Raw genomic sequence first — 14,537 nt, 5'->3', positions numbered from 1 at the left:
ATCTTCTAGGAGCAAGACTATGCCCCCTCAGAACTAGAAGTAATGAGACGATTTGCCAAGCCGGTGAGAGAAACAACCACTGTGGCTTGAATGGTTTGCTCAAACAAGTGTCCAAAATCTCTTTTGTCGCCAGTTGCTAGGAGATCGCAGTTAGAGCTAATTGCCGAACATAAGATGGGCCGGTCTTTCTCAGCAAGTTCAATTGGCAATTCAAAGAGAACAGTTGGTACGCAGAATATTTTTGCTTCTAGAATTCCGAATTCGTCTTGCCATTGCGGGCGTTTTATCAAGATATTCCTACGTGCTTCCTCCAAAGCTAAATCGCATGTCAGCACGCTATGCGCTTGGCAGGCAATATCTACAAGACGAGCCACATTGCTCCCAAAATTCGACGCTGAAAAGAGAACATTTGCGTCAAGAAATATCCGCATCGAATTAGCTCTCGTGCGGCATTAGCTTACCTAGCTCATCCTCTTCCGATGCAAACTCGGCAATCCGTTCGTCGGTGTAGTCTTCCACGGTGAAACTTGGTGAGGGGCGAAGCAGAAGCCCCTGCTCAACGGTTTCCAGAATTAGCTCGCCATCAGTCTGCAATCCACACGCTGCGCGGATTTGCTCTGGAATTGTAATAAGGCCGTTGCTGTCGATGGTCACTCGTACTGTCATGCCCTAAGTATAGCTGACAGGCGAATTCCCGGCAATTTCCGCCGATTTGAACCCCACACCCGCTCGTTCCGTAAGCCGATTGGGGAGCTGGCCCCGAAGGAGTACAATCCACGCTAGCGATTAGGCTGTAACGAAGGGTTAGGCCGGTCGCGTAACAGAGGAAAAGGAATCCGTCATGAAACGCGCTGAAAACCACTGCTTTGCCGCGCTGCTGCTCGAAAGCTTGTTCATCCTGTCCCTGCTGGCCGTCACGGCCAAAGCCGAACCCTTTCTGGGGGGCATCGGCACAAAAACTCTCGGCGGGCGTTTCGTTTGGTCCGACGAAGTGATCTACGATGGCTTTCGCGTTCAAAAGCATTCGACGATTGGGCACTATCGGTTGATCGATCCCGAAGATCGCCGCCGCACGTTTGGCACGTACGAGAATTGCCTGGAGGAACTCGAGAACATCAAGAAGACCGAAAAGCTGGCATCACTCCCCAAGGAAGTGGTGATCGTCGTCCATGGCCTCGGCGCAAGCCGGCAATTCATGGATCAGTTGGCTGAATTCTTAAAGGAGAACGGCCACTTTAACGTCATTAACTTTGGCTATCCCTCTACCAATGGCGACATCGCCACCCACGCGGCGTCGCTCGTGAATGTGCTCAAGCATCTCGACGGCGTGGAAACGGTGAGCTTTGTCGCACACAGCATGGGGAACATCGTAATCCGTCATGCACTGGCCGACTTGGCGGAGTTACCAACCGCGGAGCAGCCCAAGCTCAAGTTCAAGCGATTCGTGATGATTGCCCCGCCGAATCATGGGGCGGAAATCGCGGATGAGTTCGTCGACAACAAACTGGCGAATACATTCGCCGGAGAGCCGCTGCAACAATTGGCCCCCAGCAAAGGCTGGGAATCATTGGAGCAGCGACTCGCGGCGCCCAGTTTCGAATTCGGCATCATTGCCGGTGGCACGGGAGACAATGATGGTTATCTCGCGGCCATTCCGGGTGATGACGATGGTTTACTCTCGGTCGCAACTACGCGGCTCTCTGGTGCGAGTGATTTCATCGTGATCAAAGGGATTCATCAACTCATGCCCAAGAACGAACAAGTTCAAGACGCCACGCTACGCTTCCTCGAGAAAGGTTACTTTCTCCCCTCGGGAAACAAAGACCCCATCCCAGTGACGGATGTGGCTCACGCGGTTCCCTGAGGTAGCTGACGTTAGGCCGATTTGCGCAGTTTGGCGGAGCGGGCTTCCTGCCCGCTTTTGATGTCCGCTTTCTGTTTCTTGTCGCTCGCGGCTTGAGGCTCCGCTAAGGTCGGCTCGCTGACTTTCTTGACCTTGGCTTTGGTCATAGCCGCTTCTTCCTGCGCGGCATTTACCAACTCTTGGCCAAGGTCGATTTTGTCTGCCGTCACTGGCACACCCGAGGTGATGCCACCGAAGGCGATCCGGCAGTAAGCCGACAAAAAGCGAGGATTCTTCAAGTGCGGTCCCAAGTAGTGCGACCGGCCATTTTCAGGATAGGTGTTCAGCTGGATGAACTTGTGACGGAACTGACCCAGGCGACCGGCACTCATGCCCGAGAAGCCCAAAGCTTGCATGCCACGCAACGAACCGGTCTTGGGCCATTTACGCAGCGTGCGGTCGTGGCAGTTGAACGTCGAGAGGATCTTCTCGGCGGCGACAAACGCCTGGCCATAACGGTGACCCGGATAGAGCATATCGCAATCAAACGCGGGCGAAATCATCGCGGCACGCAGATTGGCACGTTCCACCGGAGCACCACCGGCAAGCTTCATGCCGCGAACGCTGCCGTTACCCATCAAGTGTAAGGCCACCGACGAAGTGATCGCACCATAGCTATGGCCCGACAGGGTGACGCGCTGCGAGAGGCTCATTTGGCTCACAAGTTTGCCCAAGTAGTAGCCTTGGTATTCGGCATAAACATACTTGATTTGCAAGTTCTTGCGGATCATTTCACGAAAACGCAAACCCTGAGTCTTGAACACGCGCTCCGCCGGCCACGACCAGCAGACCAAACGCTTCTTGCCGGGGCAGCAACACAGCTTTTCATAAACATCCCAGAAGCCTTTCATGGCTCCCTTGTGCTTGAGTGTATTGCCGTGAATGTAGAACAGGGTGGGCATGCTCGCTTCTTGAGCAAGAAACGATTCGCGCGTTTCTTTCACAAAACAACCGCGACAGCGATCGAAGCGTTGATAGGAGATCATCTCGAAGCCACGATCGAGATTGTTGCAGCGTGGGACACAACGCGTGTTGATCACCCACAATTCAGGAAGCGAGCCGCAGCAGCACGAGCCGCTGTTGCCCTTGGCTTGGACAGGATTGTTCGATGTTGTGCCGGCGATCACCACCAGGGCGACCACGGCCAGCCGCACGGGGCGGCTCAAGCGTGAGAGGAAACCATTCATTAGATTCTTTGCCTTCTTTAACTGGGATAGGAAGACGTTGGCCGTCGAGGTCGCGTGCCGAGTACGTGCTGGGCAAACAGCGCAAACCTTGCGGCTCTGGGAAAAAATACATCGTGTGGCGATAACACCACGTCCCCGCGGCCAAGAAGTTGCAGAAAATCAACACGCCGCGTCGGTACGTTTCACGTAACCGTTACAGATGGAACGAAAACGGGGAACGCCCCGGGATTGCCATCCCGGGGCGTTGTTTAGACTGAGAAATTGCCTCTCACTACGACCAATACAACCGGCTGACTCGGAACTCGCGATTGCTTATACTTAGAGATGACCTATCCCCCTTGAGGCGGCCCGCACCATGAACACTGAATCACTCCACGCCAAGCTCGAACAACTCCGCACCGAACTCGCCGGGGTTTCGCAGCTCGATGACAAAACCCACGCCCAACTCCGCGCTTTGGTGGCCGACATCGAACGAGCCATCGAATCCGAGAAGGACAAGCTAGAGGGGGAACCTTTGAGCGAACAAGTCGAAGATCTGGTCCTCAAGTTCGAAGCCGATCACCCCCAGCTCACCAGCGCGCTCAATCAGGTGGCGGTCGCACTTTCCAATCTGGGTATCTAGAATTCGGCTAGCTTACGGTCATCGTGGGCGACGACGGCTGTAAATATGTCATCCCGAGGGAGGCTCGCCGACCGAGGGATCTGGCGTGCAGCGCGTTCCCGCATTGAGAGCGGGCGACGATGGAAGCCAGCTTCCTCGGGTCGTGGAACTCCCCTCGGAATGACAGTACTGCACATTATTACCGTGCTCCCCTCCCTGTTGCTTCTCCCGGGCGGTCGTGGGATACTAGGCCCCTGGACGTAACATCTTGCTATTTACTGCGCTTAGAGAATTTGACGATCACACGAGAGGGGAAATTCGTATGAAACGTGTCGTAATGCTATTGGCCGCCGCGATTGTGGGTCTCTCCCTGACGAACCAAGCCGAGGCTCAGGTCCGCCGTGTCACGTATTTCGCCCCCGCGGTTCCCGTCACCACATTTTTTGCCCCCACGCCTGTCGTCCAAACCAGTTTCTTTGCTCCCGCACCCGTTGTCATGTACCAATCGGCCCCAGTCGCCCGCACTCGCTACCGTCCGATCTTGGGTGGCACGGTCACCCGTGTTCGTCCCGGGTTTGCGCCCGTAGTTGTCCAACCGGCCCCCGTGTTTTTCGGATTTTAAGCAAAGGGGACTAGGAGTTCGGGGCTAGGGACTGGGGAAAAGCAAAATCGCATGATCCAATCCCCTATCCCTAGATCCCAGCCCCCTCACTATGGCTGAGCTCAAGACCTTCGTCTTCACCGACATCTGTCGCAGCGTCGATCTCAAGAACGAGATGTCGGGGCGGAGCGTCACCGAACGCGACATGGCGTTCATTCAGCAAATCCTGATTCCCCATCGCGAACTCATCGAAGCCAACCTCGCCGAAAACACGGGCCGGGTTGTCTCGACGGCGGGGGATGGTCACTTCCTGGTGTTCAACAACACGATCCTCGCCGCGACGTGGGCGGCCGACGTGCAGAAAAGTCATCAAGACAATCCCATCGATACACCCGGTGGCGGCAAGGTCGAGGTGCGGATCAGCATGCACGTCGGCGTGCCGCAAGTTGATCCCGCGGCTCCTGACAATTTCGTTGGCAAGAGCGTTGACTATGCTTCGCGGCTGAATGACCATGCCACCGGCGGACAGATACTCGTCTCGCGCAGCGTGATGGCGATTCTCGATGACATCGGTCTCGAAGGCATTTCTTTTCATCTCCATGGACGCCGGAATCTCAAGGGCATCGGCCATGTCGAAGTCCACGAGATGCTGTACGACGATCACGGCCCGCGGCCACTGCGGCAACAACCTTCCAGCCACTCCGACCGCCAGTGGACGGTGATTCCCACGGGCTTGGGAGGAGGAGGGCAGGGGGAATCGCGCGGCTCGGCGGTGGCCGAAATTCCCATGCTCAAACGCGTGGGCAATTACGAGCTGGAAGCGATGCTCGGCAGTGGCGGCATGGGCGACGTTTATAAAGGTCGTCACACGCAGTTTGGCCGTCTGCGGGCAATCAAAGTCATCAAGCCCCAATTCATTTCCGCGGGTAACGACGATGTTATCCGTCGGTTCTATCAAGAAATCAAAGCGATCGGCACGCTCGAGCACCGCAACGTCGTGGTGGCCATCGATTCGTCATCGCCATCGGACCGCTTGCACTACTTGGTGATGGAGTACATCGACGGCGTTTCCGTGCAAGATGTCGTTGAGCAGCGCGGGCGATTGAGCGTGGCCGATGCGTGCGAAATCGTCCGTCAGGCCGCCCGTGGTTTGCAATACATCCATCGCAACGGCATGGTCCATCGCGACATCAAGCCTTCGAACTTGATGATCACGCTGATGGATAGCGACGGCGTGGCGGGGCAAACCTCTTCTGATCCAGGTGAGCCCGTGGAAGGGGTCGTGAAGATTCTCGACCTCGGTTTGGCGCTATTGGCCGGTGATTCCCAGGAACGTCTCACACGCTACGATCACAAAGCGATGGGGACCGGCATGTATATGTCCCCCGAACAATGGAAGACCACCAGCGTCGACATCCGCGCGGATATTTATAGCCTCGGCTGCACACTCTATCACCTGCTCTCCGGCAACCCGCCGTTCTACGATTCGGAATTGCGCCCCGAAAAGGCGCACGAGAAATCGCGCGTCCCGCCGATTCGCACGAACAATATCCCCCGCAAGTTGTGGGACGTGATCGAAAAGATGTTGGCCAAGAAACCGGAAGAGCGTTACGCGACTCCCGCGGAAGTTGCCGCGGAGCTGTCGCCGTTCTGCGAAGGGCATAATCTCACCGGGCTGGTGAACGGCTATCTCGACCCCGGCAGCCATCCCAGCGCATTGCAATACACGCGGATCGATTCGGGGGCTCAGTTCGATACGTGGAGTTCCAAACGGACTCATTCTTCTTGGGTCAGCGAATGGTCGCCCTCGCGGCGTTGGCTGCTGCAACGTGGTGTGCCCTTTTTGGTCATCGTTGGTGCGATTGGGGCTTTGCTGTGGTCGATGCAGCTATCACGGCAGCAAACAATCGCGAATGCCATGGAGCAAGCCCGCAATAATCTCCCCAGCTCAGCGGAGCAAGCCGCCAAGATCGTGGGGGCCGAGATCGAAAAGCGTTTCGCTATTCTGCAGTCAGCCGTCGCCGAAGCGGCCGTCATCTACGACGTGGAATACTTTGATGCCGATAAAGCCCGTGAAGATTTGCAAACCTATCGTCTGGCCGAGTGGATCAGAGAGCATCGCCAGAACAACATGGACACGGCCCGCTCCGACAGTTGGTTCATCGTCGATTTGGAAGGGAGGCAAATCGCCCGCCATCCGCTGATCGATCCGGAGACCAAGCAACCCGTCGACAGTTTCTTGCAGAACTATGCCCACCGCGATTACTTCCACGGCCAAGAGAAAGAGTTGCCTGAGATCGACCCGCTTGCCGAGGGGGAAGTTGCCGAGCAAAAGCGCATCGCTCCGATTCAAGAGCCGCATATCTCGACCGTTTATCAGAGTGACACGACAGGCAGGCTTCGCGTGGCGTTCTCCGTGCCAATCTGGACTCAGCCGACGGCCGAGGAAACTCGCAAGGTGATCGGTGTGCTGGCGATGTCGGTCGATCTGGGCGACTTTGAAGTGCTCAACACGAATCTGCAACGTGGCAAGGATATTGTGCTGGTTGATCTACGCAACGATTACTTAGTGACTAACAAAGCCACCGACGAGTCAATTCCAGAGCGTGGTCTGATTCTCAATCACCCACTACTCTCGGTGTGGAAAGACAAAGACAACCCGCCACGAGTCAGCCCCCAAGTGCTCACCGCGATGGATGCAGGCACCGACCATTTTATCGCCGGCTATCACGATCCGCTCTCGATCAATCCCGAAACGACGTACTGGGGGGCCTTCCAGGCTGTGGAGTACAAGGTTCAGGATGTTATGACCGAAACGCCCAAGGTCTTACCAGCTCGTTGGACGGTGCTGGTGCAGCAACCGGCGATTCAGTAGTACTCTAGCCGGATCGCAATGCGATCCGTGTCTTTCCCGGCTCGCGTGGCGGGCCGGCTAGGTGGCCGGTTTCATCCGCGCGATCGTCCAATCGACAATCGCGGCCAGAATGTGTTGCAGCAGCGTGGCCATGACAATCAACAGTACCACGCGCGGTTTGCTTTCCAGCACGACCCCCGCCAGCACCAAGGCTACGCCCGTATGCTTCATGCTGAAAGCGAACACCAGTGCGATCGTCGATTCCTTGTCGAGCGCAATCACGCGCGACATCACCCAAGCCGTGAGGACTCCCAGCAATTGCAGCGAAATTGCCAGCAGCGATGCCAAGGCGATCATCTGCAGGGCCGCCCGTTCAAACACCTGCGGCATGGCGAGCGAAGCGTTCGTGTAATTGAGTGCCAACAGCGCGATCGCACTCACGAGCCGAATCGCCCCGCGATTTTTCTGAATCCCCTCCGCGCCGACCAGGCGGTTAAATAACATTCCGGCGAGCGACGGCAAAATCACCCACACGATAAAAAACGCCCCCGAAAAGCGCTTCACAAGTTCTTCGCATTGCTCGGTGGCTTCATCCGAGAGCGCAAGCCCCATCAGCTTGAGCATCTGCGGCGTGGCGATCGGGCTGATCACGATGGTGAGCACGATCAATCCCAACCCTAGGGCCACGTTGCCGCGCGAGTTTTGCGTCCACGCCACCGAGGAATTCGCCACCGGCATTGCCGCCACGAGCGCCAGTCCCACCAACAGTTCGCTGGTCGCTTCGCTGGCAAAGAAACGGGGCAGCGATCCACCCAACACCGTGACAAACAGACAAGGCACGAGCCACGTGGCGATCAACGCGATCACGATAATTCCGGGCCGCTCCATCAGATGCCACACTTGTTCCCAGCGGACGACCGCCGCCGCGCAAAATAGTAACAGCGTTAATAGCAACACCGGCACGGTGATTTCACCGGCATCAGAACTTCCCCAGGAAAACTGCCGTAGCATCAAACCCGGACCAGGCACAACCGCCGCCAGCAGATAGCACCCCACGAGCAGCCATAAAAAATGATCGTGCATCCAGCCGACAACAATGGCAGCACGATTGCCTCTGCGTGGTGGTTCGTCCTCAATTGATGGAGCCGACGCCATAATCTGCTGCGTGGAATTCGATGGTTGCGGAAAGCCCTCAAGCCGTGATAGCTGCACACGGCGGCGGATTCACGAACATCATTAGAATAACAAATACTACGCCACGTTTCACCCTCGATAGTGATCTTGCCGAACCAGGATCGATGCGCTAGTGTCTCGACCCTTTGTGGGACAACCTGGATCAATCTGGATAGGAAGCTAAGCGCGATTCGCATCACGACCGTGCCGCGAATTCGCATAATTTCGATGTCGACACCTTCTGCTGAATTGACGGAAATATTAGCGGCCACTCCCTTGAGCAACCGAGGATTGGCCACCCGGACCTACGACGAATCTCAGCCGATCTTCTATGGTTGGGTGATTTTGCCGTTGGCCTTCTTGATGATGCTCACCACCAGCCCGGGGCAAACCTTCGGCGTGAGCTACTTCAACGAAGCCTTCATCGCCGAATTCGGCATGAGCAAAACCGCGTTGTCCGCGGCGTACCTGTTTGCCACGCTCTTGGCCTCGGTGGGGCTGACGTTCATCGGCGCGATGATCGACCGCTGGGGCCTGCGAATCATGACCATCGTGGGATTCACCGCGATGGGCATCGCCTGCGCGTTCGCCGCGCAAGCCACAGGCATCTTCACTCTGTTCATCGCTTTTACGCTGCTGCGATTCTTCGGCCCCGGCACGATGACCTTGCTCGCCAACAATAGCTTGGCCGCGTGGTTCGATTGCCGCTTGGGCACGGCCAGCAGTGCCGCCCAAATCGCCATGGCCGGAGCGTCGGCCGCGATTCCGACGGCCATCGTGTTATTAATTGAATCCGTGGGCTGGCGGGGAACATATCTCGTCTTCGCCGCGATCATTGCCGGTTGCTTTCTCCCTTTAATGGCGATCTTCTTTCGACAATCACCGCACGAAATCGGACAGGTTCCCGACGGGATGCGCTTTCATGCTTCCCTGCGTTACAAACCGTTCAGCTACGGCAATGAATTCACGATCCGCGAAGCGATGCAACACCGGTCTTATTGGCTGTTGCTGACAACGACTGGCATGTGGTCAATGATTGGAACGGCCTTGATCTTTCATCTCGTAGCCTTGTTTCAAGCCAGCGGCTTTCGCATTCAAGACTCCACCCGCGCGATCACGGTGATGGCCCTCGTGACGGCTATGACACAACTCGTCGGCGGAGTACTGGCCGATCGCTTAACGATGCGTTGGCTGTTGATGTCGGCGATGGCCCTGATGGGGCTCTGCTGCGTGATTCTTTCCGAGCCGACTTCGCTCTCGACGCTGCTGCTCGGCTACGGCGTGTTTGGCTGCGGGCAGGGGATGATTTCCGTGGTTTCAGCGACGGTGTGGGCCCGCTATTTTGGCCGCACGCATCTAGGAAAAATCCGCGGTCTATCGCTCACGATCGCCGTGGCAGCGAGCGCCATCGGCCCCGTGATTATGGGCGTGAGCGCGGATTACCTCGGCGGCTTTGGCTATTCGCTCTGGTTGTTCGCGGGATTGTCGGTCATCACCGCCATCGCGGCGTTGTGGGCCACTCCACCGCGCACTGCGCGAGTGATCGAGCAAGAAGCGGCAGCTACACGCCCAATTGCTGCTTAAGATCGTCGAGTTCGCGGCGCAACTGGCTGATCTCATTGGTCAGTTCTTCACGCAACTCGGCGAGCTCCGAACGGAAATCAATCGTAGGTGCGTTCGACGGGGCAGCGCTAGGTGAAGAACTCACACTCGGGCGCTGAACAAAGGCTGCCACAGGTGCAGACGGTGCATCCTCATCGTCGGTGAACGGCTCGTCCCCGACGGTTATGTTGCCATGCTCAGCGCGAACCTTCGCCAATTCCTGATCTTGATACAGCGCATGAGTCAGCACGCAGCCGCGTCCCGGCGGCGTGAGCAGAATGATCAGCTTTTTCTTGCGCAGGCTTTCCACCAGCGGCCGCAAATCCGAGATCCCCGGGATCGGTTCCATCCGCGAGGCGCGAGCGCGTAGTTCACCAATCGTTTGCGCGCCACGCAACAGCAACTCTCCCATTACGGCGAGCTCTTTCTTATCGACACCCAACCACTCGTAGGCTAAGTGGCGAAACTTGTCGACGCGACCATCCCCTTGAATCTCAGCCGCTGCTTTCATCTTGCGTAAGCGTTCGAGGGCGTCTTCGACATCCGATTCTTCCAGCTGCATCTGTGGAAAGCGATTACTCTTTTGATTGCAACCATTGGTCAACGCGTTGAGCGACAACGGATAGTTGTCCGGCGTCGTTTTGGCTTTCTCGATCAAAACCCCCAGCACCCGGCGTTCCGTCCGATCAAGGGGCCGCCAGCGGGGACCTTCCGCGGTAGGTTCTTCACTCATAGCACAACTCCCTGTTCTGTAAGCCCGACAAGTTAAGATATGAGTATAAAAGGGCAGGGAATCATGCGGGAGGGGAAATCTCTCGGCATGGTGCAGGGGATTCGCTATAATTAAGTAATGTCCACAGCCCCACAACGCCGATACACGGAAGCCGAATATTTGGCTTTCGAACGCGCTGCCGAAACAAAGCACGAGTTCTATCGCGGCGAAATCTTCGCCATGAGCGGGGCGAGTCGACAGCACAATCGCATTACATTCAATGTTTCTGGTTGCTTGTACAATCAATTGAAAGACCGAGATTGTGAAGCCTTCGCCAACGACATGCGGGTGAAAGTGCAACTGACGACACTTTACACTTACCCCGACATTGCGATCAATTGCAACCAGCCGCGTTTCTTGGACAAAGAATTTGATACGCTTCTCAATCCCCAAGTTATCATCGAAGTCCTTTCCGATTCCACCGAGAAGTACGACCGCGGAAAAAAGTTTGAGATGTATCGCACGATCCCTTCGCTGCGAGAATACGTGCTCATCTCGCAAGATCGTGCCCATGTCGACCGCTTCAGCTTGAACGAACAAGGACAGTGGGTCCTCGACGATGCCTCGGGGCTCGATGCCGTGATCGAACTCTCGACCGTGGGTTGTCGCCTGCCGCTCGCCGACATCTATGCCAAGGTGGAATTTCCGCCTGAAGTCGACGTGCCGACGGAAAAATAGCGGCTGCTTCAAGCCAACTCTTGCCCTGCCGCTTTTGGCTTTCTCGCGGTATATTCAGGGATTCCATTTCCCCGATTTCCGACCACTGTCCTCTCGCATCTTGCCGTTATGAAAACCGACGAACTTCGCGAAAAGTATTTGGCGTTTTTTGAATCCAAGGGACACACCCGCGTGGCCAGCGACGTGCTGGTCCCCACGTGGGATCCGTCGGTGCTGTTCACTCCCGCCGGCATGAACCAATTCAAGGATCATTTCCTCGGCAAGGTGAAACTGGATTACACTCGCGCCACCAGCTGCCAAAAATGCTTGCGCACCGGCGATATCGATAACGTCGGCCGCACGGCTTATCACCACACGTTTTTTGAAATGCTGGGCAACTTCAGCTTCGGCGACTATTTCAAACGCGAAGCGATCAACTGGGCGTGGGAATTCCTGACCGACAGAAAGTGGCTCGGGATGGCGCCCGAGCGATTGAGCGTCACCGTTTATCTCGACGACGACGAAGCCGCGAACATCTGGGCCAATGAAATTGGACTCCCCGGCAACCGTATCGAACGGCTCGACGAAGGGGAAAACTTCTGGCCAGCCAGCGCCCCCAGCGCGGGGCCCGACGGCGTGTGCGGGCCGTGCAGTGAAATCTATTTCCACCCCGACAGCGGCAAGTCGGTCGAAATCTGGAACCTCGTATTCACACAATTCAACCGCGTGGGCGATCCACCCAACAATCTGCGGCCTCTGCCATCCAAAAACATCGACACCGGCATGGGGTTGGAACGTGCCGCCGCCACGCTGCAAGGCGTGCCGACCAACTATCACATCGACACGCTCTTTCCGATCGTCGAAGCCGCTGCCGAAGTGTGCGGCGTAAAGTACAGCCTCGATAGCGAAGCAGGCCGCCGCTGCCGTCGGATCACCGATCACATCCGCGCGTGTACTTTCGCGGTGCATGAAAATGTTTACCCCGGCGCGAACAAAGAAAAATATGTCGTGAAGCGTTTGCTCCGTCGGGCCGTGCTCGATGGCCATCAAATGGGCTTACGCGATCCGTTCCTGTACAAGCTCGTGCCGGCCGTTGTTGCGGCCATGAAAAGCGCCTATCCCGAACTGACCGAAACGACAGATCGCGTCGCGCGAGTCATCCAACAAGAAGAAGCCAACTTCTTCGGCACGATTGACGCGGGTCTCAATCGCATCGAGCGCGTGTTCGACGACATGCGCAGCCATAACCGCGTGAAGGTCGAAGGCGAGATTGCCGCGGAGTTGTATCAAACCTTCGGCGTGCCGCCCGAGTTGTTTGAAGCCCTCGCCGCGGAGCACAATCTGGCTTTCGATTGGGATGGCTACAAGCACGCCATGGAACTGCACGGCGAAGCGTCGGGCAAGGTGCAACACACCGTCATGGGTGCCAAGGGCCCGATCGATTCGCTCAAGCATGCCCTCCACAGCACTGCGTTCCTGGGTTACGAAACAAATGAAGCCGATGCCATCGTGAAAGGCATCATCGTGGGCCAAGCCCCCGAAGATCATCTGTGCGATATGCTCGACGATCTGAGCCACACGGCCGTGCGCGTCGTGCTCGATCAAACGCCTTTTTATGGTGAGAGTGGTGGCCAAGTCGGCGATGCGGGCAAACTCGTCGGTGATGGCTTTGAATTCAAAGTCACCGACACGCAAAAAGATGGCCAGCTCATCGTTCACATCGGTCAATTGACCAAGGGAGTCATTCACGAAGGCTCGAAGGTGAAGGCCATTGTCGACGTCGAACGCCGACAAGGCATCCGCCGCGCGCACTCGGCCACGCACATTTTGCATCACGCGCTGCAAAAGCATTTGGGCACGCACGCCCAACAACAGGGGAGTAAAGTCGACGACGATTGGTTGCGTTTCGACTTTACGAATCTCAGCCCGGTGACGACCGAGCAGCTTGTTTCGATCAATCAAGACGTCGCCAAGCACATTGCCGCCGCCGAGCCCGTGAAGTGGGAGACCTTGCCACTGGCCGAGGCTCGCAAGCAGGGGGCGATGATGCTCTTCGGCGAAAAGTATCCCGACCCCGTGCGGATGGTTTCGATGGGCTCCTTCAGCAAGGAACTTTGCGGCGGCACTCATCTGAACAACACCCGCGAAGTGCAATCGTTTGAAGTCCTCAGCGAAGAAGGTGTTTCGGCCGGTACGCGGCGGATTGTTGCCTTGACGGGCAAACGCGCTGCCGAGCACGCGCAGCAAACCCTTGATGCCGTTCACAAAGCGGCCGAGACCATTGGCTGCGCACAGTTGGCATTAGCCGTGAACGCGTCCGAGCTGCTCGATAAGCAACGCGATCTAAAGAAGCTATTGGCCTCGGGCGGCACGCTCCCCAACGTCGGTGGCAGCGGCATGGCCACCAACATCAGCCAGGAAGCCCCCAAGCCCGCCGCCGCGAAAGCGATTCTCGCCGAAGTTGCCAAGCTCCTATCGGTGTCGCCGCTCAATGTGCCGGAACGTTTGGCCGCGATTCAAGAAGACGTGTACCACTTGCAAGAACGGCTCGCGCAACGCGCCGCGGCGGGCCCCATCACCGCCGAGAGCTTGCTCGAAAAAGCCACCCAAGTGGGCGACGTGACCGTGATCGTGGCCGAGGCCCCCACGGTGGAATCGAACCTCATGCGGCAACTGATCGACCAGATCCGTCAAAAAGTGGGGCTCAGCGCGGTGCTCTTGGCCAGCAGCGAAGGGGACGACAAAGTCACGCTCGTGGCCGGTGTGTCGAAAGAACTCCAAGCCCGCGGCGGCCACGCCGGCAACTGGATCAAACCCGTCGCCCAAGCCCTCGGCGGCGGCGGCGGCGGCAGACCCGACCTAGCTCAAGCCGGTGGCAAAGAACCCAAGCGTCTGCCCGAAGCACTGGAAGTCGCGCGTAAGACGATTGCTGAGATGATTGGGGCTTGATTGGAAAGGGGTCGAGAGTCATTGCTTAAGACTTTCGATGTCTTAAATTTTCAATGAAGAATGAGCAAAGAGCAATCAATCATCGAAGAAGCTTTAACGGCGGTCCGCAGGGAACTCCAAGCGACTCCTAATGGAACGGCGAGCGTTCTTCCCCATGAGCAACTACTCAGAGTTGAATGCGAACTTAGCGATATGCTGGAAGACCTACATCGAGATAGAACTGCCAGTGATCATTCAG

The 14,537-nt window shown here is 56.9% G+C and carries 12 protein-coding genes; 7 read left to right on the top strand and 5 right to left on the bottom strand.

The window, feature by feature from the left end; translation table 11 throughout:
• Window positions 1-17: 17 nt before the first annotated feature.
• On the bottom strand, window positions 18-431 hold the full coding sequence (locus AC6T8Q_RS07115) for a hypothetical protein (protein ID WP_500678412.1): 414 nt from the start codon (window positions 429-431) through the stop codon (window positions 18-20).
• Window positions 432-435: 4 nt separating this feature from the next.
• Window positions 436-666 (bottom strand): AbrB/MazE/SpoVT family DNA-binding domain-containing protein, encoded by a 231-nt coding sequence (locus tag AC6T8Q_RS07110; RefSeq protein WP_500678411.1) that lies wholly within the window; start codon window positions 664-666, stop codon window positions 436-438.
• Between the two features lie 175 nt (window positions 667-841).
• On the opposite strand from AC6T8Q_RS07110, the gene AC6T8Q_RS07105 reads away from it, so the two are divergent.
• Window positions 842-1,864, top strand: a complete 1,023-nt coding sequence (locus AC6T8Q_RS07105; RefSeq protein ID WP_500678410.1) for an alpha/beta fold hydrolase — start codon at window positions 842-844, stop codon at window positions 1,862-1,864.
• A gap of 11 nt (window positions 1,865-1,875) precedes the next feature.
• Here the strand turns inward: AC6T8Q_RS07105 and AC6T8Q_RS07100 are convergent, their stop codons facing one another.
• Window positions 1,876-3,090 (bottom strand): hypothetical protein, encoded by a 1,215-nt coding sequence (locus AC6T8Q_RS07100; protein WP_500678409.1) that lies wholly within the window; start codon window positions 3,088-3,090, stop codon window positions 1,876-1,878.
• 355 nt (window positions 3,091-3,445) lie between these two features.
• On the opposite strand from AC6T8Q_RS07100, the gene AC6T8Q_RS07095 reads away from it, so the two are divergent.
• From AC6T8Q_RS07095 to AC6T8Q_RS07085, 3 genes are all read left to right on the top strand, one after another.
• Window positions 3,446-3,712, top strand: a complete 267-nt coding sequence (locus AC6T8Q_RS07095) for a DUF4404 family protein (protein ID WP_500678408.1) — start codon at window positions 3,446-3,448, stop codon at window positions 3,710-3,712.
• 301 nt (window positions 3,713-4,013) lie between these two features.
• Window positions 4,014-4,313, top strand: a complete 300-nt coding sequence (locus tag AC6T8Q_RS07090; protein WP_500678407.1) for a hypothetical protein — start codon at window positions 4,014-4,016, stop codon at window positions 4,311-4,313.
• Window positions 4,314-4,404: 91 nt separating this feature from the next.
• Window positions 4,405-7,167, top strand: a complete 2,763-nt coding sequence (locus AC6T8Q_RS07085) for a protein kinase domain-containing protein (RefSeq protein ID WP_500678406.1) — start codon at window positions 4,405-4,407, stop codon at window positions 7,165-7,167.
• A 57-nt stretch (window positions 7,168-7,224) separates the two neighbouring features.
• On the opposite strand, the gene AC6T8Q_RS07080 is transcribed toward AC6T8Q_RS07085, so the two are convergent.
• On the bottom strand, window positions 7,225-8,301 hold the full coding sequence (locus AC6T8Q_RS07080) for a bile acid:sodium symporter family protein (RefSeq protein ID WP_500678405.1): 1,077 nt from the start codon (window positions 8,299-8,301) through the stop codon (window positions 7,225-7,227).
• Window positions 8,302-8,547: 246 nt separating this feature from the next.
• Here AC6T8Q_RS07080 and AC6T8Q_RS07075 point away from each other — a divergent pair, with 246 nt between their 5' ends.
• The gene (locus AC6T8Q_RS07075) at window positions 8,548-9,903 is read left to right on the top strand and encodes an MFS transporter (RefSeq protein ID WP_500678404.1); all 1,356 of its coding nucleotides are present in this window, start codon (window positions 8,548-8,550) and stop codon (window positions 9,901-9,903) included.
• Here the strand turns inward: AC6T8Q_RS07075 and AC6T8Q_RS07070 are convergent.
• Complete coding sequence (locus AC6T8Q_RS07070) at window positions 9,881-10,654, bottom strand: YceH family protein (RefSeq protein ID WP_500678403.1); 774 nt, start codon at window positions 10,652-10,654, stop codon at window positions 9,881-9,883. The two genes, AC6T8Q_RS07075 and AC6T8Q_RS07070, sit on opposite strands and share 23 nt — an antisense overlap.
• A 117-nt stretch (window positions 10,655-10,771) precedes the next feature.
• Here AC6T8Q_RS07070 and AC6T8Q_RS07065 point away from each other — a divergent pair, with 117 nt between their 5' ends.
• Both AC6T8Q_RS07065 and alaS read left to right on the top strand, forming a co-directional pair.
• Window positions 10,772-11,371, top strand: a complete 600-nt coding sequence (locus AC6T8Q_RS07065) for a Uma2 family endonuclease (protein ID WP_500678402.1) — start codon at window positions 10,772-10,774, stop codon at window positions 11,369-11,371.
• Window positions 11,372-11,479: 108 nt separating this feature from the next.
• A complete protein-coding gene (gene alaS, locus AC6T8Q_RS07060; RefSeq protein WP_500678401.1) occupies window positions 11,480-14,299 on the top strand; it encodes an alanine--tRNA ligase in 2,820 nt (939 codons plus the stop codon).
• Window positions 14,300-14,537: the final 238 nt, after the last annotated feature.

The organism is Bythopirellula sp. (genome assembly GCF_041737835.1).
GTDB lineage: Bacteria > Planctomycetota > Planctomycetia > Pirellulales > Lacipirellulaceae > Bythopirellula.
The sequence above is the reverse complement of the archived record's forward strand: the minus strand, read 5'-3'. Positions and strand labels throughout refer to the sequence as shown.